Annotated in this window: 27 protein-coding genes; 12 read left to right on the top strand and 15 right to left on the bottom strand. The window is 60.0% G+C overall.

Features of this window, described 5'->3' with window-relative positions; all coding sequences use genetic code 11:
- Window positions 1–97 precede the first annotated feature (97 nt).
- On the top strand, window positions 98–1,588 hold the full coding sequence (locus ACEN2R_RS14725; RefSeq protein WP_442043432.1) for a hypothetical protein: 1,491 nt from the start codon (window positions 98–100) through the stop codon (window positions 1,586–1,588).
- Complete coding sequence (locus ACEN2R_RS14720; protein ID WP_442043431.1) at window positions 1,578–2,876, top strand: O-antigen ligase domain-containing protein; 1,299 nt, start codon at window positions 1,578–1,580, stop codon at window positions 2,874–2,876. Before ACEN2R_RS14725 ends, ACEN2R_RS14720 begins: the two co-directional genes overlap by 11 nt.
- A 73-nt stretch (window positions 2,877–2,949) precedes the next feature.
- Here the strand turns inward: ACEN2R_RS14720 and ACEN2R_RS14715 are convergent, their stop codons facing one another.
- From ACEN2R_RS14715 to ACEN2R_RS14700, 4 genes are read right to left on the bottom strand one after another with little or no spacing between them, the layout of a single operon-like run.
- The gene (locus ACEN2R_RS14715) at window positions 2,950–3,963 is read right to left on the bottom strand and encodes a glycosyltransferase (protein WP_442043430.1); all 1,014 of its coding nucleotides are present in this window, start codon (window positions 3,961–3,963) and stop codon (window positions 2,950–2,952) included.
- A 14-nt stretch (window positions 3,964–3,977) separates the two neighbouring features.
- Window positions 3,978–4,976 (bottom strand): glycosyltransferase family 2 protein, encoded by a 999-nt coding sequence (locus tag ACEN2R_RS14710; RefSeq protein WP_442043429.1) that lies wholly within the window; start codon window positions 4,974–4,976, stop codon window positions 3,978–3,980.
- Window positions 4,977–5,000: 24 nt separating this feature from the next.
- Window positions 5,001–5,921, bottom strand: a complete 921-nt coding sequence (locus ACEN2R_RS14705; RefSeq protein ID WP_442043428.1) for a glycosyltransferase family 2 protein — start codon at window positions 5,919–5,921, stop codon at window positions 5,001–5,003.
- Window positions 5,922–5,924: 3 nt separating this feature from the next.
- A complete protein-coding gene (locus tag ACEN2R_RS14700; protein WP_442043427.1) occupies window positions 5,925–7,163 on the bottom strand; it encodes an oligosaccharide flippase family protein in 1,239 nt (412 codons plus the stop codon).
- A gap of 438 nt (window positions 7,164–7,601) precedes the next feature.
- Between ACEN2R_RS14700 and ACEN2R_RS14695 the strand changes: the two genes are divergently transcribed.
- Window positions 7,602–8,579: a polysaccharide biosynthesis/export family protein gene (locus ACEN2R_RS14695; RefSeq protein WP_442043426.1), complete on the top strand. Its 978-nt coding sequence runs from the start codon at window positions 7,602–7,604 to the stop codon at window positions 8,577–8,579.
- A 485-nt stretch (window positions 8,580–9,064) separates the two neighbouring features.
- Here the strand turns inward: ACEN2R_RS14695 and ACEN2R_RS14690 are convergent, their stop codons facing one another.
- From ACEN2R_RS14690 to ACEN2R_RS14645, 10 genes are all read right to left on the bottom strand, one after another.
- Complete coding sequence (locus ACEN2R_RS14690) at window positions 9,065–10,711, bottom strand: acyl-CoA synthetase (RefSeq protein WP_442043425.1); 1,647 nt, start codon at window positions 10,709–10,711, stop codon at window positions 9,065–9,067.
- 4 nt (window positions 10,712–10,715) lie between these two features.
- Entirely contained in the window at window positions 10,716–11,516 is an 801-nt protein-coding gene (locus ACEN2R_RS14685; RefSeq protein ID WP_442043437.1) for an enoyl-CoA hydratase, read from the bottom strand.
- Between the two features lie 34 nt (window positions 11,517–11,550).
- On the bottom strand, window positions 11,551–12,000 hold the full coding sequence (locus ACEN2R_RS14680) for an OsmC family protein (RefSeq protein ID WP_442043424.1): 450 nt from the start codon (window positions 11,998–12,000) through the stop codon (window positions 11,551–11,553).
- A 28-nt stretch (window positions 12,001–12,028) separates the two neighbouring features.
- On the bottom strand, window positions 12,029–13,171 hold the full coding sequence (locus tag ACEN2R_RS14675) for a glycine cleavage T C-terminal barrel domain-containing protein (protein WP_442043423.1): 1,143 nt from the start codon (window positions 13,169–13,171) through the stop codon (window positions 12,029–12,031).
- 160 nt (window positions 13,172–13,331) lie between these two features.
- Window positions 13,332–13,823, bottom strand: a complete 492-nt coding sequence (locus tag ACEN2R_RS14670) for an Lrp/AsnC family transcriptional regulator (RefSeq protein WP_442043422.1) — start codon at window positions 13,821–13,823, stop codon at window positions 13,332–13,334.
- A 707-nt stretch (window positions 13,824–14,530) separates the two neighbouring features.
- Window positions 14,531–15,790 (bottom strand): D-amino acid dehydrogenase, encoded by a 1,260-nt coding sequence (locus ACEN2R_RS14665; RefSeq protein WP_442043421.1) that lies wholly within the window; start codon window positions 15,788–15,790, stop codon window positions 14,531–14,533.
- A 159-nt stretch (window positions 15,791–15,949) separates the two neighbouring features.
- Entirely contained in the window at window positions 15,950–16,996 is a 1,047-nt protein-coding gene (locus tag ACEN2R_RS14660; RefSeq protein WP_442043420.1) for a YeeE/YedE family protein, read from the bottom strand.
- A gap of 43 nt (window positions 16,997–17,039) precedes the next feature.
- The gene (locus ACEN2R_RS14655; protein WP_442043419.1) at window positions 17,040–17,393 is read right to left on the bottom strand and encodes an ArsR/SmtB family transcription factor; all 354 of its coding nucleotides are present in this window, start codon (window positions 17,391–17,393) and stop codon (window positions 17,040–17,042) included.
- Window positions 17,394–17,411: 18 nt separating this feature from the next.
- On the bottom strand, window positions 17,412–17,900 hold the full coding sequence (locus tag ACEN2R_RS14650) for a GlcG/HbpS family heme-binding protein (RefSeq protein ID WP_442043418.1): 489 nt from the start codon (window positions 17,898–17,900) through the stop codon (window positions 17,412–17,414).
- Window positions 17,897–18,283, bottom strand: a complete 387-nt coding sequence (locus ACEN2R_RS14645) for a hypothetical protein (RefSeq protein ID WP_442043417.1) — start codon at window positions 18,281–18,283, stop codon at window positions 17,897–17,899. Before ACEN2R_RS14645 ends, ACEN2R_RS14650 begins: the two co-directional genes overlap by 4 nt.
- A gap of 71 nt (window positions 18,284–18,354) precedes the next feature.
- Between ACEN2R_RS14645 and ACEN2R_RS14640 the strand changes: the two genes are divergently transcribed.
- From ACEN2R_RS14640 to ACEN2R_RS14600, 9 genes are all read left to right on the top strand, one after another.
- Window positions 18,355–19,092, top strand: coding sequence for a cytochrome c biogenesis CcdA family protein (locus ACEN2R_RS14640; protein WP_442043416.1), 738 nt, complete (start codon window positions 18,355–18,357; stop codon window positions 19,090–19,092).
- A 16-nt stretch (window positions 19,093–19,108) separates the two neighbouring features.
- Entirely contained in the window at window positions 19,109–19,672 is a 564-nt protein-coding gene (locus ACEN2R_RS14635; protein ID WP_442043415.1) for a thioredoxin family protein, read from the top strand.
- A gap of 116 nt (window positions 19,673–19,788) precedes the next feature.
- The gene (gene soxX, locus ACEN2R_RS14630; protein WP_442043436.1) at window positions 19,789–20,262 is read left to right on the top strand and encodes a sulfur oxidation c-type cytochrome SoxX; all 474 of its coding nucleotides are present in this window, start codon (window positions 19,789–19,791) and stop codon (window positions 20,260–20,262) included.
- A 35-nt stretch (window positions 20,263–20,297) separates the two neighbouring features.
- Window positions 20,298–20,714: a thiosulfate oxidation carrier protein SoxY gene (soxY, locus tag ACEN2R_RS14625; protein WP_442043414.1), complete on the top strand. Its 417-nt coding sequence runs from the start codon at window positions 20,298–20,300 to the stop codon at window positions 20,712–20,714.
- Between the two features lie 17 nt (window positions 20,715–20,731).
- Window positions 20,732–21,061 (top strand): thiosulfate oxidation carrier complex protein SoxZ, encoded by a 330-nt coding sequence (gene soxZ, locus ACEN2R_RS14620; protein ID WP_442043413.1) that lies wholly within the window; start codon window positions 20,732–20,734, stop codon window positions 21,059–21,061.
- A gap of 30 nt (window positions 21,062–21,091) precedes the next feature.
- The gene (gene soxA / locus ACEN2R_RS14615; RefSeq protein WP_442043412.1) at window positions 21,092–21,946 is read left to right on the top strand and encodes a sulfur oxidation c-type cytochrome SoxA; all 855 of its coding nucleotides are present in this window, start codon (window positions 21,092–21,094) and stop codon (window positions 21,944–21,946) included.
- Window positions 21,947–22,075: 129 nt separating this feature from the next.
- Window positions 22,076–23,767, top strand: coding sequence for a thiosulfohydrolase SoxB (gene soxB / locus ACEN2R_RS14610; protein ID WP_442043411.1), 1,692 nt, complete (start codon window positions 22,076–22,078; stop codon window positions 23,765–23,767).
- Window positions 23,768–23,836: 69 nt separating this feature from the next.
- Complete coding sequence (gene soxC, locus ACEN2R_RS14605; protein ID WP_442043410.1) at window positions 23,837–25,102, top strand: sulfite dehydrogenase; 1,266 nt, start codon at window positions 23,837–23,839, stop codon at window positions 25,100–25,102.
- Entirely contained in the window at window positions 25,086–26,150 is a 1,065-nt protein-coding gene (locus ACEN2R_RS14600) for a c-type cytochrome (protein WP_442043409.1), read from the top strand. Before soxC ends, ACEN2R_RS14600 begins: the two co-directional genes overlap by 17 nt.
- Before the next feature lie 63 nt (window positions 26,151–26,213).
- Here the strand turns inward: ACEN2R_RS14600 and ACEN2R_RS14595 are convergent, their stop codons facing one another.
- Complete coding sequence (locus ACEN2R_RS14595) at window positions 26,214–26,549, bottom strand: ArsR/SmtB family transcription factor (protein WP_442043408.1); 336 nt, start codon at window positions 26,547–26,549, stop codon at window positions 26,214–26,216.
- Window positions 26,550–26,611: the final 62 nt, after the last annotated feature.

Below are 26,611 nucleotides of genomic sequence, written 5' to 3'. Positions count from 1 at the left end.
ATGACAACCAGCCTCCATCTCACACTGGCCCAATGTCTACACCGCCGTCAGATCAGGCGCAATTTTTAGAGGTGCCCCTTACAAAAGGAGCCGCGATATGACTGCGACAGACACAACAATCGACCATGATCAACAGGCCAAAGCGCGCCTGATGTCGCGCATTCGCGTGCTGCGCCTCCCTGTGCGTGACCTGTCGATCGGGCGGATCGTCAAGGGGGGGCGGATCACGGACGCAGGCCGCTTGCCGCGTTACGCGGCCTTCTTCCTGCTGGGCCTTGCGGGAATATGGGCTCCGATCTCGGGCTATCTTGCGACGGCGCCCTTGCGCTATACGACCAATATTTCCCTGATCCTGCCGGGGTCCGGCGCCTCTGCCTCGGTCAACCTAAGCGATATTGGACAATCCTCGTCTTTTGCCAATTCGGCGTTTGCCAGCAATTCTGTCAGTCCAACCGTAACCTACCAGCGCCTGATTGGTGCCGACAGGATTGTTGATGCCGCGGCGACTGGCATGCAAATGAGAAAACGTGATTTTGGCACCCCCCGGATCGAGCTTGTGGACCAGACCGGCCTGATCCGGGTGCAAATGGTCGGTAATTCCCCCGAGGATGCGCAGGCGCGGGGCAAGGCCCTTGTCGCCGCATTCTTCACAGAACTGGACGCATTGCGGGCGGATGAACTGGATGTTCGCCAGACCGGTGGCAAGGGCGCGATCGACGATTACCGCGCCTCTGTCGGGGCGACGCGCGCGGCAATCGCGAACCTTCAAACGGAAACAGGTCTGGTTTCCGGCGATCAATATGATGCCATGGTGATCGAGGCCGATGCGCTGGACACCCGTGTTCGCGATCTTGCCGGATCTCTGAGCCAGAAGACGCAGGCCGCTGCCGCGCTGGAGGCAACTTTGGGCCTGACGCCACAACTGGCCGTTGCAGCCCTGAAACTGAATGCGGATTCGGAATTTTCCGCGATCATAGCGGATATGGCAACCAAAGCGGCGCGCCTTGCCGAGGTCGAGGGGCAATACGGCAACGCGCATCCAAAGGTGACCGAAGCCCGGAGCGGTCATAGCGCCGCGCGCGACCGGTCGCAGGTGCGTGCCGTTCAAATCACCGGATTGACGGCGCAAGATATCGCCCGGCTGGATCTGGCGCCGATGGGGGCACAGGCCGCCCTTTTGGCGCAACTGGTTCAACTGGACGCGGAACGCAGCGGTCTGGCGGCCGAATATTCGGGCATGACCCGGCGATTGAAAGACGAAACTTCAAGGGTCCGTGCCTTGGCGTCGACCGCCGCACGGCTGGAAGACCTGAAACGCGATTTTACGGTGGCCGAAGCGGTGTTCGCCTCGGCCATTGCGCGCAGTCAAAGTACGAAATCCGACATTTATGCTTCCTACCCCCTGGTTCAGGTGCTGGAAGACCCATCATTGCCCGATAGCCCGTCTTCGCCCAAGCGGATGCTGGTTGTTGCGGCAGGCAGCGCGGCGACTGTCATGTTGTTGATGGGGCTGGCTCTGGGCTGGTTGCGCAGCACTCTTATTGGACGGTTGTTGAAAACCCCCGCAGAGCGGCTGCATGACGCCTGATCTGCGCCCCGCCAATCCGGTCGAAACGCTGGTCTACAAGACGCTGGTCTGGACCTGGCCGTTCTATTTCGTCGGCGCTCTTTACGTCGTAGGGCCGGTTCTGGCCTGGACCCTTGGGGCGATTGCCGTGCTTTCACTATACCTTGGCCCCGCGATCCGGTCCGATCTGCGCGCGACAGGCACCATTCCGCCGGTGGTCTGGGCCTGGCTGATCGGGATGGCCGCGATGCTTGTGGTGCTGTGGTTGGGGCATCTGGACTGGAGCCTCGGCACCAAGCAAACGATAAAGTCCAGCATTGGTTGGGCGAAAGGGTGGGCCTTGTTGGCCCTTTTCCCGCTTGCGGGGGCGGTTTTGCCGATCCGGCGCGACATTCTGGTGCGGGGGCAATGTGTGGTGGCGCTTTGGACGCTGGTGCTGGCACCATTGCTGCTGGTTGCCCCCTATATCGGTCTGCCGGAAAAGATATTCACCTCACCGCTGAAGGCTATCGGCGGTCCGGGGCCAGAGTATTTCTCGGTTTACCTGTTCACCTATGATCCCGCGACATGGACGCCACGCTGGCAGTTCTACGCCCCTTGGTCGCCGTTTGCGGCGCTTCTGGGTGTTGTGATGGTGGTCTTTGCGCTGGAGGAAAAGAACCGTAATTGGAAGGCGATCGGAATCGCGGCTGGCGTCTTCATGATCCTTGCGTCGAAATCGCGGATGGGGCTTGTCGGGCTGGTCGCCTGTACGACCGTGCCGCGCCTGATGCCGCTGCTATTGCGCGGGTGGGCGTGGCAGGCGGGGGCGGCTCTGACGGCCTCGATGGCGGTGATCGGCCCTATGGTCATGCAAAGCATGGCGGACGGGGTGAAGGCCTTCAAGGGGGCGCGCGCCGATAGCACAAGGGTGCGCGAAACCTTGCAGCGCATCGCCTATGAACGCTGGAAAGGCGAGGCCGTATGGTTCGGTCACGGCACGGTGCAGCCCGGCCCGCATATTGTTGAATTCATGCCCATCGGCAGCCATCACACGTGGTATGCCCTGCTGTTCGTCAAAGGTGTGGCGGGGTTTGCCGCCCTTCTGGTGCCGATGGTCTGGCAGACATGGCTGGTGATGTATGATGCCACCCGCGGCCCAAGGGGCCGGTTGCCTATGGCGATCGTGATGACTCTGATCCTGTTGTCCTTTGGCGAGAACATGGAAATCGAGGCTTATATGCTTTGGCCCGCCCTGATGATCCTTGGCCGTCATGCGCGCGAGATGTCGGATGACAGGCTTGGGGTTCCAGCGGCCAAAGGGTCCTGACGCCCACAACGGAATAAAGTCATGCCCCGCCCCAAACTTTGGGGCGCGGGAGCCATCCGCCCTGACAACGGGGTCAGGCAGCGATAGCCGCCGGTTCCTTGTTCAGAACCGACGCCAGCAGGGCGTTCCAGGCTTGGGAAAATGCCTTGCCCGCCGATGCCGCGTCCTTCCGGGCGCAGGCCATCGCAAAACTGTCCGGGGTTTCGTTGAGGCGGTTCAGGGCGCAGGCCCATTCATCAACGGAATGGCTGGATACGGCGATTGCGCCCCTGGCGATATGGTCGTTCAACCCGTCGATGGCGGATACGACCAGCGGACGCCCCGCAGCGCGTGCCTCAAGGGCGACAAGGCCGTAGGCCTCCCAGCGGGACGGCATGGCAATAGCATCGACCTTTTCCATAGCGGCAACCGGATCCGTGGCAAACCCGGTAAACGTGATACGGGGATGGCCAGCGGCGAGTGTTTCAAGATTTTCCCGTTCCGGTCCGTCCCCGATCAGGTGCAGTTCCTGATCCGGATGCGCGCTTTGTCGGAACGCCTTGATCAGGGTGTCAAAGCCCTTTTGGGTGTCGAAGCGGCCAATGGCGCCAATCACTTTTGGCCTGTCGAACCGTGGTGACAGGGCCAGAAACGGCGCCACATCGACGGCAGAGGGAATGACCGACAGCGCATTGTGCTGAACCACGCCCCGCGCGACCAGCCATTTTCCCTGATCCTCGCTGACGGCGACGACACGGTCAAACAGCGCATATGCGGTGCGCAACAGCGTGCGGAACCGTGCGCGGCGCAGAACGTTGCTGCCGGTGAAACCCGCGGTGTAGCTGTGCTCGACGTGGATCATAGGCACTGCCGCATTGGCCGCCCGGAGCGACATCAGGCCCGCCAATCCGCGCCAGTTGATTGACAGATGCGAGACTAAAACATCAGCGTCCATGCTTGGGGCTGACATCTTGCCACGGGGCAGCACGTGCACAACGTGCTGTGCAAATCGCGCCATATCCGGATTGGACCGGATAAAATCAAGAACGCGTGTCACGCCGCCAGCAGAGGTGTCGTCGACAAGATGGGCGATACGAGGAAGGGTCATAAGGGAACTCCGGTTCAAACACGAGGCGCGGGCGACTTGAGGCCGACCATCAGGGAAAAGAGCGGGGACAATGGGCCGTTGCCCAAGACACGCAGAGCAATGGCCGCGCCAAGGGTGACGCAGGTTTTCACGGGCTCTTCGATCAAGGGGCGCAATGACGCAGAGAACGAGCGCCGGATCAGCATCGCGGCACGGTTTCCGGCGCGATCACTGATGGCGCGGCGTGCAAGATAGCGAAGCTGATAGGCCCGCGCGACGGGTGTTTCCTGCGCGAAGAACGCTGGCGACAAAGGCGTCAGCTTTTCGATCATGCGGGTCCAGGCGGCGTATTGACGGTCCGTGGCGGACGAAAGACCGCCGCTGTTCACGCGGTAACATGTCAGCAGACCGGGGATGCCTTCGATCTCCCAGTCGGTTGACAGGATCAGCCGCAACCAGCATTCGATGTCTTCGGACTGGCTAAAGGTTTCGTCGAAGACCCAGTCGTGCAACGTCTCGTGGCGCGGGCGCCATGCAATCGCCTCCAGTGCCGCGCGGCGGATGACGGGTGTAGAGCCGTTTCCGATCGGGTTGCGTTTGAATACATGTGCGGGGGTAATGCCCGTCAGGCGGGGGCGCTGTGCCATGCCTGTATCGCGACCGGCTTCGTCAATCAGGCGAGAGCCGGAGAAGCTGATGCCGACATGCGGATTTGCCTCGAGATGTGCGACATGAGCGGCCAGTTTTCCTGGCTCCCAAATGTCATCGGCGTCGCAGAACCCGATATAGGTGCCGCGCGCGGCGGCAATGCCGCTGTTGCGCGCGCCAGCCAGCCCGCGATTGGGCTGGCGGACAACATGCACCCGTGGATCTACCAGAAACCGGCCCGCGATTTGCGGTGTGCGGTCCTGTGATCCGTCGTCAATGATAATGATTTCAAAGTCGTCAAAAGTCTGAGCGATCAGGGCTGTCACGGTTTCGGCAAGGGTGGCCTCGACGTTGTAGGCCGGCACGATGATTGTCGCTTTGGTCATGTCGGAATTCCTTTGGCGGACGGGTTAATTCGAGAAAAGCGCGATGCGGGCGGCACGCGGCAGAAACGGCGCGCAAAATGCGCCAAGCGCAGTGGCGGCCCCGCGATGCAGTGGCAGCAAAAAACCCTTCGGGCTGAGGATGAGTCCCTGAAGCGTGTAGCGCAGCGCCGCCCACCGTTGGCCAAGGCGCAGCGCCCGCCGTGCTAGGTAGCGCTTGTTGATCGCCTCGGAGCGGGCTGCCGGGCGGACGCCGAAGGCATGCGCGGCGATCAGCGCCTGAGTTCGTCCAGCGTTCATCGCTGACAGGTCAGAGGACAGGCCGGTCGGGCTGGTCCGGTACCAGACCAGCGTTTCATTCAGTCCGGTCACGGTCGCCCCGCCCCCGACAAGACGGACCAGCCATTCGAGATCCTCGTTGTGCACCATGTCAACCCTGAACCCGCGGGTCGCCGTGAATGCGGATTTGCGAATGGCGATGTTGGACATTGTGCAGACTGGGTTTTCACCCAAAAGCATTTGAACGGTCAGGTTGGTGTCGGGCACCGTCGAAAAGACGAGTGCGTCGGCTGGGGTGTTCCGAAAAAAACCGATGCGCGCAAAGCAGGCGTCGATGAAAAGGTCCTGAAATGTGGCCGCAAGGTGCGCCAGCTTTTCCGGTTGCCACAGGTCGTCCGCGTCACAAAATGCAATGATGTCGCCCCGCGCGTGGTCCAAAGCCGCTGTATTGCGCGCCGCACTCGGGCCTTTCCCCGTGTTTGCAATGCGGCAGATCCGGCCATCCTGTGCGGCGGCGGCATCAATCAGCGCGGCAGTCGTATCGGTTGACCCGTCGTCGATGCACAGCACCTCCCAATCGTTCAGCGTCTGGGCACGAAGGCTGTCCAGCGTTGCGGGCAGGGTGGCAGCGGCATTGAAACAAGGGATAACGATTGAAAAACGGGGCATGTGTCAGGCTTTCTGTAGCGATGGACGAAAGGCATAGGAGATGGCGGGAAGCGAGGCGCCGAGTTGTGTTATCGTGGCAATCACCAGATACCCGATGGCGATGGTTTTCAGGCCATAGGGCGCAAGAAGGGCGGTATTCAGGATCAGGGCAACGGTCATTGCCACCGTTACCGACAGCTCGATTTGCGGGCGCCCCGTGGCGCGTAGCCAGCCCGCCGCAGCGGACCAGAGCGTCGCGGGGATGGCGGCAAGGCACAGGATCGACACCACGTCGCTGATCCCATCCCACCCGTCGCCAAACAGGATCGGCACATAGTAGGGCGCCAGAACTGCCTGTAGAATTACTGCGGGCGAAATCAGCATAAGCGACATGATGATCGCCTGACGCAGGGCGCCAGAGCGGTTTTCGGCGCTGCACAGATGCGGGAAAAGAACCGTCGAAAAGGCAACGGAGAACGACGAGGCCAACCCCAGTCCGGCGTTGAACGCCAGAAAGTAAAGGCCAAGCGTCTCGGCCCCAAGCAAGGCTCCGATCACGAGCTTGTCGGCCTGAAGCCGCAAGGCCTTGACGACCTCGACCCCCAGCACAGCCCAGCCAAACGCCAGGAACGGGCGTAGCGGGGCGTAACCCGTGGTTGTGTCGGGCGTCCAGGGGCGAAGGCGGCGCACCCCGATCAACCAGATCGGAGCGCACAACAGGCGTGGCAAAACAAGCGCCAGCGCGCCTGGCCAGATCAACGCAAGCGCGGCGGATACAAAATTTGCGCCGACAACCTGTCCGGCGCCGATCGCGGCGGTCTGGCGCAGTTTCCCTTCGCGCATCGCCAGAGCAACCTGAACCAGTCCGGCTGGCATGAACAGGTATTCCGCAGCCAGGATCACGATCAGCGCAAAAAGTGTCCTGTTGCCGCCGATTATGTAAAGGCCGGTTCCGATTGCGACCTGCGCGGTGAACAACCCGACACACCAAACCCAGAATATGCGGTGCGCTGTGGCGCAGGTCGCCGCAAGATCTTCATCGCGGGCCGAGATAATTTTTTGACCAACGCCATTCTCCGTCAACGACTTCAGGATGTCCGAGGCGGCAAGGGCCGCTGCCGCCAGACCGATCTGACTGGCATCCATCGTCCGGGCAACGGCCACAACGACCAATAGCCGCGATGCCTTTGCCGCAACCTCTGACGCGCCATAGGCGAGAAGGTTGCGGGCAAGGGGGCCGAAATTGATGCGGGGCAGGGTCATTTCAATGTCCAGATAGATAAGGTGGTATGGACTTGATAAGGCATCCCGCCAGCCAAGGCTTGTGCGCCTCCGGTCAGGGCCAAGGGTTGATTGGGCCTTCCTCTATCCTTTCGGATAGGGCGTTTCGCATACGGAAGGATGGACCAATCTGGATTGACCGCGTAGGTTGCGCGGAACGCACAAGCTTTTTCGCAAGGGTCAGACGTGGCATTTTACAACATTCCGATCACGTGTTCCGCGATTGCCTTTTTTCTTTTGACGGGGTGTGGGCAGGTTCAGCCCAAGAACATTGAACCCGCGATCGACGGGGGTGCCTATCAGGCGCAATACCGGTTGCCACCCGCGACCCGCAACGCTCAGCCATTTCTTCAATCGGCCGCCCTTAATGAACAGAAATGTTTGCCACAGAGCGGGGGAAGCCGCGGCAAGGGGGGCAGCGTGTCTGGATCACTGCTCGCGGGAGAGCGGCTGTCGCGCAACGACCTGCTGGACGTGCGTATCGGCGACGACGAGACCTTTACCGGTTCCTATGTGATTTCCCGCGACGGTATGCTTAAACTGCCCTTTCTTGCGCCACTTCAGGCCCAGGGCCGCAGCACCGGCGATGTGGAAGCCGCGATAGAGCGGGCCCTTGTCGCCGACGGGTTCTATGAGGTCTTGCCCCGTATTTCCGTTCGTGTGGAGGATTTCGCCTCGGTCAAGGTCAGCGTGACCGGCGCGGTCTTCGAGGCGCGTCCGGTGCAAATAGGCGGTGTCCCCGGGGATAGCGTGGACGCCCGCCGGCAAGCGGCGTTGGGGTCTTCGACCGAAGGGCGGAACCTGACATTGGCGTTGCAGGCGGCCGGCGGGGTGCGGCCGGATGCGGACCTTTCCGCCGTTGAAGTCCGGCGCGGTGGCAGGGTTTATAAACTCGACCTTCGCGGAGTCCTCGAAGGGCGCGATGATGGTGACGTCATGCTGTTGACCGGCGACGAAGTGACTGTGCCAAGCCGCCAATGTTTTCAGGACGATCTGATGAAACCAAGCCCAGTCAGCCCGCCGGGTGTGTCCCTTTTCCTGTCGAATCTGACGCAACCGGCGGCAGGGAATGCGGGCGCAGCAGTGGGGCGCGATGTGCGGGAAATTCCCTATGGAACGCGCTATTTGCAGGCTGTCATCGACACAAACTGTGTCGGCGGATCGCGTTCGACAAGCGCGGGCCGGTCTGCGGTCTTGTTTTCGCGCAATCCACTGACCAAAGTTTCTGTGGTGGTGGAAAGAGACATCGAAAACTTGCTGCGCCGTGCTGACCGCGACGATTATGACCCCTATCTGCTGCCGGGTGATGCGGTAGTGTGTTATGATAGCACCGTAACCAATATCGCAGAGATTGGCCGGGTGCTGGGGATCTTGGGCGCGGGGCTTGCCTTACGGTAAGCGTGAGCAAAACGGCACTTTTCGGTGCGCACCCTGGCAAGCGATTTTTGGTGAAACCATCCGGGAATCTGTCTGGGTATTAAAACCATATTGTTTATTTGGGACAACATTCTTGTGACTTGGCAATCGACGGATTCCGCTCAGTGATCGTGACTCTGGTCTGGTTTCGGGGAGTGGCCCATGCTGAAGTTCTCGCTCACTTTCCACTTCGCTAGCCGATCTGAAGTGCAACCGCGGCGCAGGTCCGCAATTGAGCCCAATCTGTCCCATTCCGTGAGTTGCCCCGTTGACGGCTTGGCGCAGATAACGCCCTTTGCGAAGTCCGGTTCGCAAATCATAGTGGCAGGGCGGACCGGCCTACAGCAGACGTCCAGCGACGGACCAGGATGCTACGGCGCGGCAGGCTTTGGCTGCCATCCATTCGGGCCCCTTCACCGCCGGATGATTACAGGTGCAAACCCGAATTGGCATGTTTGCGCCAGTCGTTATGACGCCGTGCCGATCGGAATTGTCTTTGCTTGCTCGCGCAGAACGAATTTCTGGATTTTTCCGGTCGAAGTTCTGGGAATGGCCGTGAATACGAAGCGGCCCGGAACCTTGTAGGCCGCAAGCTCCTTGCGGCACCAGTCTTTCATCGTGGCCGCATCGGCCTGCTGGCCCGGGGCCAGTTCGATAAAGGCGCAAGGGGTTTCGCCCCATTTTTCATGGGGCATAGCGACGACCGCCGCCACGGCAACGGCGGGGTGCCGATACAGCGCCTCCTCGACCTCGATGGAGGAGATGTTCTCGCCGCCCGAGATGATGACATCCTTGGAGCGATCCTTGAGCTGGATATAGCCATCGGGATGCATGACACCCAGATCGCCGGAATGGAACCAACCGCCATCAAATGCCTCCTTTGTGGCCTTGGGATTGCGGAAATATCCCTTCATGACGACGTTTCCGCGAAACATGACCTCGCCCATCGTCTGGCCGTCGCGCGGCACCGGCTGCATCGTTACAGGATCCAGCACATCCAACTGCTCCAGCGGCAGATAGCGCACACCCTGACGGGACTTGAGGGCGGCCTGACGCGCGGGGGGGAGATCGGACCAGCCTTCGTGCCAGTCATTCACGACGGCCGGACCATAGGTCTCGGTCAAGCCATAAAGATGGGTAACGTCAAAGCCCGCGGTCTTCATGTCCGCCAACAGCTTTTCGGGCGGCGGGGCCGCAGCGGTGAAGAACTGCACTGTGTGGTCAAGGTCACGTTTCACCGCATCGGGGGCCGAAATCATCAGCGACATAACGATCGGCGCGCCGCAAAGATGGGTCACACGCTCGTCTGCCAACGCGATCCAGATCGGTTCGGCCCGAACCTGACGCAGGCAGACATGGGTGCCGATGATGGCGGACAGCGTCCAGGGAAAACACCAGCCGTTGCAGTGAAACATCGGCAGCGTCCAGAGGTAGACCGCGTGTTTTGGCATGGAGGCCGTCAGCGCATTGCCCTGCGCCAAAAGGTAGGCGCCGCGATGATGCGACACCACGCCCTTGGGATCACCGGTCGTGCCGGAGGTGTAGTTGATCGAGATCGCGTCCCATTCGTCCTCGGGCAGCAACCAGGCGAAATTCGCATCCCCCTGTGCCACGAAGGCTTCGTAGTCCTTGGCGTCAACCTCGGTTCTTGGCCCGTCAAACTCTGGATCATCGTATTGGATCAGGATGGGTTTGACCGTGGTCAGCGCCAGCGCCTCTTGCAGAAGCGGCATGAATTCCCGATCCGCGATCACCACACGCGCCATGGCGTGATCGAGCTGAAAGGCGATAATTGCAGCATCCAGTCGGGTGTTGACCGAATGCAGGACACCGCCGCACATCGGCACACCGTAGTGGCATTCCAGCATGGCAGGGGTATTCGCCAAAAGGGCTGAAACCGTATCCCCCCGCGCGATGCCCAACTGGGCGAGAGCCGAGGCGAGTTGCTTTGAGCGTGCATAGAAGGCGGCATAGCTGCGCCGCAGCGGGCCATGGACAATCGCAGTATACGCGGGAAACACAGCTGCCGCGCGATCGAGAAAGGTCAGCGGCGTCAGGGGCTGATAATTGGCGGGGTTGCGGTCCAGATCGGTGTTGTAGGGGGTTGGCGTCATGGGATCAGGCATCCTGCCACTCGGGCGCGCGTTTCTGGATGAAGGCGGTGATGCCCTCTTCCGCGTCACGGGCCAGCATGTTTTCGACCATCACGCCGGAGGCGTAGGCATAGGCGTCAGACAGGCCCATTTCGCGCTGTGCGTAATAGGCGCGTTTGCCGGTGGCCAGTGTCATGCTGGATTTGGAGGCGATCTTGCGGGCCATTTCCGTTGTCGTCTGCCGCAGACCCTCGGGGGCAACCGCACGGTTGAGCAGGCCGATTTCCGCAGCGCGGAAGGCGGGGGTCATGTCGCCGGTCAACAGCATTTCCATCGCGTGCTTGTTGCTGACATTTCGCGACAGTGCGACCATCGGGGTGGAGCAGAACAGGCCGATATGCACCCCCGGCGTGCTGAACTGCGAGGTGTCCGCGGCAATGGCAAGATCGCAACTGGCGACCAGCTGACAACCTGCGGCGGTGGCAATTCCAGTGACTTCGGCAATCACGGGCTTGGGGCAATTCACGATGGCCTGCATGACGCCCGAACACATCGCCATTACCTTTGTAAAATAGGCCTTGCCGCGATCGGCGTCTGCCCGACCCGCCGTCATTTCCTTCAGATCATGACCGGCGCAGAAGGCGGGTCCGTTCGCGGCCAGAATGATCACCCGCACCGCCGGGTCTGCACCGGCTTCGGCAAAAGCCGCGCCCAGAGCCCCCATCATTGCCTCTGACAGGGCATTGCGCCGCCCCGCATCATTCATCGTCAGGCGCAAAACGCCGTCAGCGTCCAGATCACGCAACAGGATGTCGCTGTCTTGCATGGCGTTTTGCACGGGTCAGATCCTTTTCCGGGATTTACAGAATATTGATTTCAACGCTGTCGGCCAAAGTGTTGGCGATGAAACAGTAGCGATGCGCGCGATCCTGCATCTGCGTCAGCGCGTCGTCATCGACGTCGAACCCGGTGTCGAAACGCACCACCGGATGCAGATCAATGCGCGTGACCGACATCTGGCCCGCAGAGTTTTTGCCAAGATGCGCTTCGGCATAGTCATGGTAGCTTGCCACCGGCCAACCCGCCTTTGCGGACAAGGCCAGAAACGTCATCATGTGGCAACTGGACAGGGCCGATGCGAGCGCCTGTTCAGGGTTGGTGTTCTCGGGCTGGCCGCCCCAATCCGGGGCGGCGTCAACCTGAACCTCATAACGGTTGTTATAGCGCACAGTGTGTTCGGCAGAGTATTTGCCGGGTTGAAAAGCGGGTTCGGCGCGCTGCCAGTGCAACTCGATCGCAAGGTCGGACATGATTCAGGTCTCTGATTTCGGGCTGGGGTCAGGCAGCGGCGATTTGCTTTTTCGGATCGTAGAAGGGGCGTTCGACGATGGTGGCGCGGGTCGGTCCGGCATGTGTCACCACCTCGATCTGGGTGCCGATATTGGCGTGCTCTACCGAAACCATGGCCAAGGCGATGTTCCGTTCCAGACGGGGCGAATACACCGCAGAGGTAACCTTGCCGATGGCCTCCCCATCCTTGTTGATGGTCCAGAACGTCGTGTTTGGCCCCTTCAACGGCGCGCAGTCGATGATCAGACCGACCTGCTTGCGGCTTGGGCCTTGCGCCTGAATGCGGCGCAGCGCGGCCTTGCCGATGAAGTCGGCCTCCATGTCGAGGTTCACAAGCCGGTCAAACCCCAGTTCAAAGGGATTGGTGTTGATGTCTGCGTCCGCGTGATAGGATAGCATCCCGCCCTCGATCCGGCGAATGGACGAGGTGTGCCCGGGTTTCAGGCCAAAGGGCATCCCCGCCGCCATGATCCGCTCCCAAAGCGCATCGCCATAGGCGCTGTCGCGCAGGTAGATCTCGTAGCCCAATTCGCTGGACCATCCGGTGCGCGACACGATCAGTGGAATACCGTCAAGTTCGACGTCACGCAGCCAGTAGTATTTCAGGTCCATCATGCTGTCGCCAAACAGCGCCTGCATGATCTCGCCCGACTTGGGCCCCTGCAATTGCAGCGGTGACACATCGGGTTCACAAATCGTGACATCAAGACCGGAATGCACTGCGACGCCTTGCGCCCACAGCAGGATGTCGCTGTCGGCCAGCGAGATCCAGAAGTGGTTCACGGCCAGACGCAGCAGAATCGGGTCGTTCAGGAGCCCGCCCGCAGCATTGGTGATCAGGATATATTTGCACTGCCCCACAGCCATCGTGGACAGGTCGCGCGGGGTCAGCATCTGGACGAATGTCGCGGCATCCGGTCCGGTGATTTCCACCTGACGCTCGACCGCCACGTCACACAGGATCGCGTCGTTCACAAGGTTCCAGAAGTTTTGCTCCGGATCGCCAAAGTCGCGCGGGATATACATGTGGTTGTACACAGAAAACCCCTTGGCGCCCCATCGCACGGTGGCTTCAAAATAAGGGGACTTGCGGATCTGTGTGCCGAACCCGAAATCGTCTGCTTGCAACATTGTCTTCACCCTTTTTCCCGATGGCCGAACTGACCTTGACGTGTCTAATCTAAAGAAGATTTAGTCCGGGTCGGGGCATCAATGTGGACTGAAAGCAGACAACGCGAAGACTGAACAGACTGTTTTTCTGGCGCCGAACGGGCTGATTGGACGGATGGCTTCAGCCGCGCCCCTTTGCCGCCAGTTTTGCAAGGTTCGGCTTGCTTGATTTGACGCGCCTGGTCGCGATGTAGGTCATATAGCGGTCGATCCCCAGATCAGCCGCCAGCAACGTCTCCATCAAGGTCTGGAACGAGGCCAGATCAGGGGTGATGGTTTCCATCACATAGTCCATGCCGCCGCCTGTGGCGACGCAATCGGTGATCTCGTCGAGGGCCCTGATAAAGGCCTCGAAGCGGTCAAAATCCACCTTGCGATGATGCGTCAGCGAAACGGTCACAACAACTTGGGTAAAATCAGCAATCTGATCCAGCGCGATATCGGCATGGTATCCGCGAATGAAACCCGCAGCCTTCAGCCGGTCCAGACGGGCCCAACAGGGCGTCGCAGAAATATTGGCAATCTCCGCAAGTTTGGTTTTGCTGAGTTGTCCGTGCTGCTGAATCGCACTGAGAATGCGGAGATCCGTGCTATCAAGACCAAACTTTTTCATGTGTTCAATACTTTCGCTGCACCTTCTTGTGCCAGGGAAAAGGCAAGCTGCGGCTTGCTGTCTGGAAATTTTCTTATGTCATGAACGCAGAGCTTGAGATCGGTTTTGCGACACCATCCGTATGAACCGCGTCGGGAACCGCCTGCGACGAATTTTTTTGGATCATTGGTCAGACGGCCCGCAGTGTTCACCCGTCCATATTGCCACGACGCGCGGACGTTCTGAAAGGCCGTTGTCACCCTGATCCGATGATGAGAGAGCCGCCGCAGCGAATGGTTGGTCCGCCCTCCTTACTTGATGTGACGCCCGGGTGGGACATCGACGCGACCGATTGGAAAGGGAAACATGCAGTCGAACAACTTGGGGCCAAAAAGGCGCAGATCGCAGTATTTGCTGTGTGGGGACTTTACTAGCAATGATTTGGGCGAATTACGCTGGATGTCAGCGTTTCGGAACGAAAAACAGCACGCCCTGAGGAATTTTTCCACCGTTTGTATCTAACGTGCAGATGGCTTCAAGATGCGCGGCTCGTTCCCGACAGAAGAAGCCGCGACAAAGCTGATCTATCTGGCGATCCGCAACTTCGAGAAAGGTGGCCGGAATGTGCGGGAATGGTTTGCGGCCAGGAACCATTGCCAACAGTGCCCGCCAAATGCCGCGTCACCCTTTACTGTTGAATGTCACTCGAAACTGACCCGTTTCCTTGTCTACGCGCGGTATCGCGCCTCTGTCAGCCCCTCGAACGAGATTTCGGGTGTCTTGCCGACAACCAGATCCGCCACCGCGCGCCCTGATCCGCAGGCCATCGTCCAGCCAAGCGTTCCGTGTCCGGTATTCAGGAAAAGGTTGTCAAAGCGCGTCGGGCCAATCACCGGGGTGCCGTCGGGGGTCATCGGGCGCAGGCCGGTCCAACCTTCGGCCTTGGAAATATCGCCGCCTTTGGGGAACAGATCGCTGATCACATGGCGGACGGTGTCGGTGGCATGCGGGCCAAGGCGGTTGCTGTAGCCGGCGATCTCTGCGGTGCCGGCCACGCGGATACGGTCGCCCAGACGGGTGATCGCCACCTTGTGGGTTTCGTCCATGATGGTTGATTGCGGTGCAAAGGCGTCATCGGTGACAGGCAAGGTGACCGAGTAGCCCTTGACCGGATAGACAGGCAGATTGATGCCGATCGGTTTCAGCACCCTGACCGCATAGCTGCCCAAGGCGCAGACATAGGCGTCGCCGGTGACCCGCCCCGCCATTTCCGTGTCGACCCCGACGATTTTGTCGTTCTCCAGTGCGATTCCCCTGATCGTTTGGCCATACTGGAACTGCACGCCCAGTTCGGCGGCTTTTTCCGCCAGCGCGATGGTAAACATCCGGCAATCGCCGGTGCGGTCGGCGGTCAATCGCAAACCGCCGACGAATTTGTCCTGCACCTCGGCCAGCGCAGGCTCGACCGCGATGCATCCGGCGCGGTCCAGCACCTCGAATGGAGAGTCGTATTCGGCAAGGATCTTCTGGTCGGCCAGCGATCCCTTGAGCTGCTTTGATGTGCGGAACAGTTGCAATGTGCCTTGCTCGCGGCCCTCGTAGTCGATGCCGGTCTCTGCGATAAGATCGGGCATGACATCGCGGCTGTAGTTCGAGATGCGCACCATCCGGCCCTTGTTGATGCCGTAGCTTTTGTCGTTGCAGTTCATCACCATCTGCGCGCCCCATTTCCACATGGTGGGGCTGATCAGCGGCCAGATGAACAGCGGGCGGCGTTTCATGAACATCCATTTTACGGCCTTCAGCGGGATGCCCGGCGCAGCCCAGGGCGACGTCATGCCATAGGACAGTTCCCCCGCGTTGGCATAGCTCGTCTCGAGGCCAGGGCCAAGCTGACGGTCAAGCACGACAACCTCTGCGCCCTGCTTTGCAAGGTAGTAGGCGGTTGTCACGCCGATCACGCCAGCCCCCATTACAACGACTTTCATAGCGCACCCCCGGTTAAAGCATTGGACATGCGCAAGCTTGTGACGGGAGATGCGGAACCTCAAGGCAATTCCGGGCGCGGGCGAAAAAGAAAGGCGAGTATTTGGACCGAGAAGACAGGGCAAGTCCGCATCTTTGACGGTCAGCGGTCGGTCGGCGCGTTATTCCGGTTGAAAGCCGCGGATCAGTTGGGTCAGACCGATCATTGCGCCGCCGCAAATCGCAGCAAGCGTGACGGGGGCGGAATAGGCAAGCGTGGCAAAGGCCGTGGCACCCTGACCGACAGAGCACCCCATGGCAATGACGCCGCCGATGCCCATCAGGGCCGCGCCCATCACCTGACGCCCCAGTTCGCGCGGGTCTTCGCAGGCTTCCCAGCGGAACAGGCCCTTGATTGTCGATCCTGCGAAGGCCCCGATCAGAACGCCCGCGACCGAACCGACGGAAAAGGACAAGCCGCCCGAGGTCGAGGTCATCATGTAGATCAGCGTCCGGCCCAGAGGCGCAGTGAAAGTGTGGCCTTCGACCGGGATCTGGCCGAGGCTTTCGGCGGCCAGCCATGCCGTTCCCCATAGCCCCGATACGATGGCAAGGCCGGCCATTGCCGCCCAGAATATTTGTACGCCCGAGGCCCGCAGCGGCGCATAGGTCAGCGCCCAGACGATCAGGGCCGCAGAGATGGCGCCAGCAACGCCCAAGGCGGGCAATCCGGTCAGCCCGCCGATCACACTGGCATAACTTTGCGGGCCATCACTTGCCACCTGCGGAAAGAGCGCCACGCGCAAGGGGGCCAGCGGGCCATTCAATGTGACAAAACCGAAGACCGCGATGACCACGACCACCACCAGCGCGCGCAGGTCGCCGCCGCCGAACCGTGCCAATGCCCCAAAGCCGCAGTTGCCGGCCATCGCCATGCCGTAGCCAAAGATCAACCCGCCCGCGACCGAGGCAAGCGGGTTCCATTTGACCTGATGGTAGATCGTCGCCCCGATATCCACATGACCCGTTGCGGCCAGCAGATGTGTCGCGAAAATGGCCACGCCCAGCACGATGCCCCACATCCGCAGGCGCGTCTGGTCGCCGCCGAAACCGGCGCTTTCGATGGCACCAAGGGTGCAGAATGATCCAAGGCGCGCAGCAAGACCAAGGGTTATCCCGCCCCCAAGGCCAACAGCGGCGGCCAGCATGCCGATTGGCAGGTTTTCCATTGTCTCGCTCCCTTTGCCCGCACTTGGCGGCGGCGCCTTGCTCTCAGTCCTCTTTCGGCGTGCAATACATCTGGTAAAGCAGGTCCAGTGCGCGCCGCGCCTTCGTGTCGTGCAACGAGTAGTAGATCGCCTTTCCGTCACGCCGGAAGTTGACCAGCCCGTCCATCCGCAGCCGCGCAAGCTGTTGGCTGACAGAGGCCTGGCGGCTGTCCAGAAGTTGTTCCAGTTCGGTCACCGATTTTTCGCCGCTTGTCAGGTGGCACAGGATCATCAGCCGCCCCTCATGCGCCATCGCCTTGAGGAAGTTCGAGGCGGCAAGCGCATGGGATACCATCTCGTCCGTGTCAACGGACGGGGCGATACGGTCAAAGTTGTTATGGTCCGCAGTGATGTCCATAACCTTCCTATACCAAAGCTAGAACCCGATGTCGTCCTGAATGGCGTCGATGCCTGCGCGGGCGCAGATGTCGTCAAGGTCGGGGCCCGGCGCGCCCGACACGCCGATGCCCGCCACGATGCTGCCCGCATATTCGACAGGCACGCCGCCCCCCAAGGCCAGCGGCGTGCTGAGATTGCGGATGCCCGACATCATCGTTCCGGGCGCGGTCGTTTCGGCAAGGCCCAGCGTGTCGCCCCTGAAGCTGACAGCGGTCCAGGCCTTGCGATAGGCGGTTTCCTCGACGTGCAGACCGGCATAGCGATCACGGACATAGGCCTGCGTGATGCCGAAACGGTCGACGACGCTGACGCCCACCTGATACCCTTGGTCGCGGCAGTTTTCCATCGCGGCAATCGCGGCCTTGATGGCGATCTCGGGTTTAAGAACCTGAAAGGTGACAAAGGCGTCGTCGTCCGCATGAACGGGCGAGGCAAGCAACAGGGCTGCGGCAAGAATATGTTTCACGATCCGGGGTCCTTTTGTTTTTCAGGGGGCAGTTTGGCAATCATCGCGTCGATCAGGCTCCAGAAGAACTCATCGCCTGCGTAACCTTCCAGACGCGCAACTTCGACGTCGTCGTCGATCAGGATGAAGGTCGGCGTGAAGAACGGCTTTGATGTCAGGGTGTAGCGATTCAGATCGGGGCCGCGCAAATCGGCGCGTTCCAGCGGCGCAATGCGTCCTTCCGAGGTTTTAGGATAAATCGGCCCGATTTCGGTATTCCAGCGCGCGCACCAGACGCATCCCGCCTGTTCGACCATCAGCAGCCGGACCTCTGCAAGGTCGGTGCCGGCACAAAGGGCGGCTGCAAGGGTCATCGGTAATAGGCGTTTGAATGAAATGGTCATTGACGAGGCTTTCATTACGTATCTAAAAAACGTAATATGTTTTGATGCGTGTCGCAAGTCTGGGAGGACAAATGCTCGAAATTTCATTCGGGGGCGCGGCCCTTGCGGGGCTTTTGTCCTTCCTGTCGCCCTGCATCCTGCCGATGGTGCCGTTCTATCTATGCTACATGGCCGGTATATCAATGTCGGAACTGCGCGCAGACGAGGATATATCAAAGGGTGTCCAGCGCCGTTTGGTGATCTCTGCGATCTTCTTTGCGCTGGGCGTGACGTCGATCTTCGTGTTGCTGGGGCTGGGGGCCACCGCCCTTGGGTCCGCCTTCCGCGAGTGGAAATCGGAACTGTCTTATGTCGCGGCGGCGGTGCTTTTCGTCTTTGGCCTGCATTTTCTGGGCGTGATCAGGGTTCCGTTCCTGTACCGCGAGGCGCGGATCGAATCCAAGGCAGAGCCGACGACGATCATCGGCGCGTATATCATGGGGCTTGCCTTTGGCTTTGGCTGGACGCCCTGCGTCGGTCCGGCATTGGCCGCGATCCTGATGGTGGCCAGCGGCATGGGAGAGTTGTGGCGCGGCGCGCTGCTGTTGTTCATCTACGGGTTGGCAATGACCGCACCGTTCATCATCGCGGCGCTGTTTGCCAAGCCCTTCCTGCGCTGGATGCAAAGGAATCGCCGGATCATGCCCTATGTCGAAAAGGCCATGGGCCTGATGCTGATTGCCTTTGCCATTCTGATCGCCACCAACTCTATAAGCTATATCGCGGATTTCATGATCCGGAATTTCCCGATCTTTTCGCAGATCGGCTAACCAAAAGAGGTTCGACATGCGTATTTTAGCCTTTATCACAGCGGCTGTTCTGGCCATTTCCAACCCCGTATTCGCGTCCGAGATCGGCGAGGACGGGCTGCACAAACCCGACTGGCTGCACACCACATTCAAGGACATGACAGAAGATCTGTCCGAGGCGAACGCAGAGGGCAAACGGATGGTTGTCATCTGGGAACAGCGCGGCTGCATCTACTGCAAAAAGATGCACGAAGAGGTGTTCGTGGTGCCTGAAATCGAAGCCCTGCTGCGCGACAAATACTTTGTGGTTCAGATGAATCTGTTTGGAGACGAAGAGGTTACCGACTTTGATGGCACAGTATTGCCCGAGAAGGACATGGCGGCGCGGTGGGGTGTGGTGTTCACGCCCACACTCATGTTCATGCCCGAAACAGCCACCTCCGACAAACGCGCAAGCGAGGCCGCAGTTGTGTCCATGCCCGGCGCCTTCGGCAAGGGGACGACCATCAACCTGCTGAACTGGGTGCTGGAAAAAGGCTACGACGGCGACGAGCATTTCCAGAAATATCACGCGCGTAAAATTCTGGAGCAGGGGGGATGATGCTGGCGGCATGAATCCCGACAATATATTCAGGAATTGATATTTATCATTGCATGCCTCGGTATGCTTGGACTAGGCTTCGGTACGAAGGACTGAATCGAATGGGAGGAAACTCGATGAAGCGTGCTTTGCTAGGCATGGCTGTAATCGCTGCGGCAACGACCGCCAGCTATGCAGCAGATGTCGCGCCCACCAGCGTGATCTTTACGGATGGCGCGGTAGAGGTGTCACTGACCGGAACACCCGGGGACGCCGCCCAAGGCCGCAAGGTCATGGGATCGCGGGCTATGGGAAACTGTGTGGCGTGCCACATGGTCTCTGATATGCCTGACGTGGCGTTTCAGGGCAACGTCGGGCCAACACTTGATGGCGCGGCTGATCGTTGGACAGAAGCGCAGCTGCGCGGCATCGTATCCAACGCGAAAATGATGTTCGACGGAACGGTTATGCCCTCTTTCTACAAAACCACCAACTTCATCCGCCCCGGCGACGACTACACAGGTAAAGCGGCCCCCGCGGATCTGCCACCGATTCTGGCGGGTCAGCAGATCGAAGACGTGGTCGCATACCTTTTGACCCTGAAAGAGTGAACCTTCGGGTCACAGATGAATAAAGGAGACATCTTATGGAATTGACGAGACGCAATGCCCTGGCACTTGGCGCCGGCGCGTTCGTGGCCGCGATCCTGCCATTCCGCGCCTCGGCCGCTGCCGAAGAGGCCATCGCGGCCTTCACAGGTGGCGCGGCTGTCGGTGCGGACGGGATCACGCTGACGACGCCTGAAATCGCGGAAAACGGCAACACCGTGCCCGTGACGGTCAGCGCGCCTGGTGCGGAATCGATCCTGATTCTGGCAACCGGCAATCCGACGCCAGCAGTCGCAACAATCCACTTCGGCCCTCTGGCCGCATCCCAGGCCGCCTCGACGCGTATGCGTCTGGCCGGAACCCAGGACGTGGTCGCAATCGCAAAGATGCCTGATGGCAGCTTTGTTCAGGCGTCGAACACAGTCAAAGTCACCATCGGCGGCTGCGGCGGCTGAGTAGAGGAGCTTGAAAAATGGCAAGTAACGTAAAACCCCGCGTCAAAGTCCCGAAATCGGCAGCAGCCGGTTCCGCGATCACGATCAAAACCCTGATCAGCCACCCGATGGAATCGGGCCAGCGCAAAGGCAGCGACGGCAATCTGGTCCCGCGGTCGATCATCAATCGCTTCACCTGTGATTTCAACGGCCAGAACGTCGTCGACGTCACCCTTGAGCCCGCGATTTCGACCAACCCGTATTTCGAGTTCGAGGCGACTGTCCCGGAAGCCGGTGATTTCAAGTTCACCTGGTATGACGACGACGGTTCCGTCTACGAGGACACGCAGTCGATCACCATCGCCTAAGGCGACTGGTCCATGTCAGGGAGGACAAACATGAAAACCACGTCGCTTAGAATGGCCCTTGCTTCGGTCGCAGTTGCCGCACTTTCGTTTGGTGCGGCCTCTGCCGATCCGGTCGAGGATACTTTGATCGTCAACGGTGAGATCGAGATGGTCACCAAGACCACCGCGCCCGCCCATGCCGAGGGACTGAAGGAAATCTATTCCGGCTGGCTGTTTCGCGGCGACGAAACACGCGCGATGCAGTTGGATGACTTCGATAACCCCGGTATGTTGTTTGTGGAGCAGGCGATCGATGTCTGGAACACGGCCGATGGCACCGAAGGAAAGTCGTGCGCCAATTGTCACGAAGGCCCCGAAAGCATGAAAGGCGTTCGCGCCACGATGCCGAAGGTCAATGCTGACGGCAAGTTGATGGCGATGGAAAACTACATCAACGAATGCCGGACCGAACGCATGGGTGCCGAGGCATGGGGCTGGAACGACAAACCCATGGTCAACATGACCGCGCTGATCTCGTCTGTGTCGCGTGGCTTGCCGATGAATGTTGCCATCGACGGTCCGGCTGCTCCGTTCTACGAGCAGGGCAAAGAGATGTATTACACCCGCTTTGGCCAGCTGGAACTGTCCTGCGCGAATTGCCACGAACAAAACTACGGCAACATGATCCGCGCAGATCACCTGTCCCAGGGCCAGATCAACGGCTTTCCGGCATATCGTCTGAAAAACGCCCAGCTGAATTCGGCCCACAACCGTTTCAAGGGCTGTATCCGCGACACGCGCGCAGAGACCTTCAAAGAAGGCTCGCCAGAGTTTCTGGCGCTTGAACTGTATGTCGCGTCACGCGGCAACGGTTTGTCGGTCGAGGGGCCAACGGTTCGCAACTAAAACGATCTGTCGCGTCCCTTGCGGGGCGCGACCCCCCTATTCGTTAGTCCATTTACCGATGACACACCGACGAAGCCTATATTGGGCTTCGAACGATACTCTATTCCCAAGTCCCAAGGAGCGGGTCACATGATCTCACGTCGCGATTTTCTGCAAGCCACCGTCGCCGCCAGCGCAGTTTACGGCGCATCTGGCGTAGGGAACTGGTCGCGTCTGGCGGCGCAACAGGCCCTGACGCAGGAACAGCTGTTGCAGTTCGACACGATGGGCAATGTGACGCTGATCCACATCACCGACATCCATGCCCAGTTGAAGCCGGTGTTCTTCCGCGAGCCCGAAATCAACCTTGGCGTCGGGGCCGTCAACGGCTTGCCACCGCATGTCACGGGCGCCGATTTCCTGAAACTGTTCAACCTGACACCGGGCACCCCCGAAGCCTATGCGCTTAGCTATCTGGACTTTACCGCCCTTGCCAAAACCTATGGCAAGATGGGCGGGCTTGACCGTGTGGCGACGGTTGTCAACGCGATCCGCGCCGAACGCCCCGACGCGCTGTTGCTGGATGGCGGCGATACGTGGCAGGGGTCTTATACCGCGCAGATGACCAATGGTCAGGACATGGTCAACGCCATGAACGCGCTGAAGCCCGACGCGATGACCAGCCATTGGGAATTCACCCTTGGCATCGACCGCGTCACCGAAATTGTCGATACGCTGGACTTCCCCTTTCTTGGCGCCAACATCTTTGACACCGAATGGGACGAACCCGCCTACGACCCCTACAAGATGTTCGAGCGCGGCGGCGCGAATATTGCCGTGATCGGTCAGGCCTTCCCCTATATGCCGATCGCCAACCCCGGCTGGATGTTCCCCGGCCTGTCCTTTGGCGTCCGCGAAGAGCGGATGCGCGAGGTCGTGCAAGAGGTCCGCGATGCGGGCGCCGATCTGGTCGTTCTACTGTCGCACAACGGCTTTGATGTGGACCGCAAGATGGCAGCGCAGGTCGAGGGGATCGACGTGATCCTGACCGGCCATACCCATGACGCGCTGCCCGAACCCGTGATGGTGGGCAAGACGCTGCTGATCGCGTCCGGCTCTAACGGAAAATTCATCACGCGCCTTGATCTGGACGTGCGCGACGGGATGCTGATGGGGTTCAAGCACAAGCTGATCCCGATCTTCTCGGATGTGATCGAACCCGACAAGGACATGGCGGCGCTGATCGACGCGGAACGCGCGCCCTATCAGACGCAGCTGGACGAGGTGCTGGGCACAACCGACAGCCTGCTGTATCGCCGCGGCAATTTCAACGGCACATGGGATGACCTGATCTGCAACGCCCTGATCGAAGAGCGCGAAGCCGATATCGCCCTGTCGCCCGGCTTCCGTTGGGGGCCGTCCCTGCTTCCCGGTCAGGACATCACCCGCGAGGATCTGTTCAACGCCACGGGCATGTCCTATCCGGCCGCCTACCGCTCTGAAATGACCGGCGAAACGCTGCATGTGATCCTAGAGGACGTTGCCGACAACCTGTTCAACCCCGACCCCTATTACCAGCAGGGCGGCGACATGGTTCGCGTCGGCGGCATGGGTTACCACATCGACGTGTCGAAACCGCAGGGCGACCGGATCACCAATATGACCGTTCTGAAAACCGGCGAGGCGGTTGACCCCGCCAAAACCTATGTCGTGTCCGGCTGGGCCTCTGTGAACGAAGGCACAGAAGGCCCGGCGATCTGGGACGTGGTCGAGACCTATATCAAACGCAAAGGGACGATCCAGATCGACCCGAATACATCTGTGAAAGTCAGCGGGGCATAAGACTTCGGGCTAGACAAATTCACAATCTTGAATATAACTGAAGCCAACTTCAAAAAGGAGGAGGAGGCCATGGTGGACACCTCAGGTATCAAGACATCGCGTCGCGGATTTATCAGGGCCGGTCTGGCCGCTGGTGGCGCGATCGCCACGGCGGGCGTGGCGCGTGCCGCCGGTGATCCCGCGATCACTGAATTGCAGCCGTGGATGCAGCAGCTGGGCGAAGGCGTCGATGCCGCGCCCTATGGCATGCCCAGCCCCTTTGAGGCCAACGTAAAGCGCCGCACGGTGCCGTGGCTGACGGCTGATCCGATCTCTTCCATCAACTTTACGCCGCTGCATGAAATGGACGGGATCATCACCCCGAACGGTCTGTGCTTTGAGCGTCACCACGGTGGTGTTGCTGCGGTGGACCCGGCCAAACACCGGTTGATGATCAACGGTCTGGTTGACCGTGAACTGGTCTTTACTATGGAAGACCTGATGCGGTTCCCGCGTGAAAATCACGTCTATTTCCTGGAATGTGCTGCGAACTCTGGCATGGAATGGCGCGGCGCGCAGTTGAACGGCTGTCAGTTCACCCACGGCATGATCCACAACGTGATGTATACCGGCGTGCCCTTGCGGCTGCTGCTGGAAGAGGCGGGCGTGAAACCCGCAGGCACATGGTTGTTGGCCGAAGGGGCCGATGCCTCTGGCATGACCCGCTCCATCCCGATGGAAAAGGCGCTCGACGATTGCCTTGTCGCGTTCAAGATGAACGGCGAGGCCCTGCGCCCTGAACAAGGTTATCCGCTGCGTCTGGTTGTCCCCGGTTGGGAAGGCAACATGTGGATCAAGTGGTTGCGCCGCTTCGAGGTTGGCGATCAGCCATGGGAACAGCGCGAGGAAACCAGCAAATATACCGATCTGATGCCCGATGGCCGCGCGCGCAAGTTCACCTGGGCGATGGATGCGAAATCGGTCATCACCAACCCAAGCCCGCAAGCGCCGATCACCCATACCAAAGGCCCGACCGTTTTGACGGGTGTCGCATGGTCCGGTCACGGCACGATCCCGCGTGTGGACGTTACGATCGACGGCGGCAAGAACTGGCACGAGGCCCGGATATCCGGGCCAAGTCTGGATAAGTCGATGCACCGTTTCTACTTTGAATTCGATTGGGACGGCAGCGCGTTGCTGCTGCAAAGCCGTGCGCATGACAGCACCGGCTATGTCCAGCCGACCAAGAACGAACTGCGCAAGATCCGCGGCCTGAATTCCATCTACCACAACAACGGAATTCAGACCTGGTATGTGAACGAGAAAGGCGAGGCCGAAAATGTCGAAATTTCTTAAGGCAGCAATCGCCGCAACATTGATGTCATCGCCGCTTTATGCGGCCCCTCTGGGCTTGGGCCGCGACGCCCTGCCAGAGGAAGTCGCAGCATGGAACATCGACGTGCGCCCCGATGGGCAGGGCCTGCCCGAAGGGCGTGGCAACGTCGCGGATGGCGAAGTGATCTTTTCTGAAAACTGCGCCGTTTGCCATGGCGAATTCGGCGAGGCGGTTGACCGCTGGCCGGTTCTGGCGGGCGGGCAGGGCTCGTTGAAACGCGACCGCCCGAACAAGACGATCGGGTCGTATTGGCCCTATCTGTCGACCGTGTTCGACTACGTTCACCGCGCCATGCCGTTCGGCAACGCGCAGTCGCTGGAACCGGATCAGGTTTACGCGATCACCGCATATCTGTTGTATCTCAACGACATCGTCGAGGACGACTTCGAGCTCAGCAGCGACAACTTTACCGCCGTTCAGATGCCGAATGCGGACGCCTTTTACATGGATGACCGGGCCGAGGTCGAGACCGCATTGTTCAGCGGCGAGGCCTGCATGGAAAACTGCAAGGACACGGTTGAAATCACTGCCCGTGCCGAAGTGGTCGATGTAACGCCCGAGGAAACAGCGGCGAACGCGGCCGAAGGGGCAGCAACAGAGGTTGTGACGACAGAAGCGGCCCCTGCTGAGGCGGCCCCCGCAGTTGAAGCACCGGCTGACACTCCGGCAGAGGTCGCAACACTTGATCCCGCGCTTGTCGCCGAAGGCGAAAACGTGTTCAAGAAATGCAAGGCCTGCCATCAGGTTGGCGAAGGCGCCAAGAACCGCGTCGGACCTGCATTGAACGGCATTGTCGGACACGCCGCAGCGCAGGCCGAGGGGTTCAAGTATTCGAACACCCTGTCCGAAATGGGTGCCGGCGGATTGGTCTGGGACGAGGCATCTCTGGCGGCGTTTCTGGAAAACCCCAAGGGCTATGTCGAGAAAACCAAAATGTCGTTTGCCGGCCTGAAGAAAGCAGAGGATCGCACCGCGGTCATCGCCTATCTGAAGTCGTTCAGCCAGTAGAACCTGCTGATCCCGTGCATCGGATATGAATGCCCTGTGCATCCGATGCACGGGGCATTTTTCTTATTTCCCGGCACCGCAGAACATCTCATAGACCAGATCTATCATCTTGCGCGCACGGCTGTCGGACAGGCTGTAATACATTGCCTTTCCGTCGCGACGGCAGTTCACCAAACCCTCGATCCGAAGCCGCGCCAGTTGCTGGCTGACAGCCGCCTGACGCGAAGCCAGCAGTTGTTCCAGCTCTGTCACAGACTTTTCACCCGACGACAAATGGCACAGGATCATCAAGCGGCCCTCATGCGAGAGCGCCTTTAGAAAGTTCGACGCGATTTCCGCGCTCCGGACCATCTCGGCTGGATCGGGGGCATCGGCAGTCAGGATATCTGCGGTTTGCATCGGTGTGCTCGTATTCTCTGCATTCAAATTCAATCACGTGCATAGCATAGAGAATTGGCAAA

Origin of the sequence: Pseudogemmobacter sp. W21_MBD1_M6, from assembly GCF_052119585.1 — a bacterium.
GTDB lineage: Bacteria > Pseudomonadota > Alphaproteobacteria > Rhodobacterales > Rhodobacteraceae > JBGQOJ01.
This window is presented reverse-complemented; position numbering and strand designations above follow the sequence as displayed.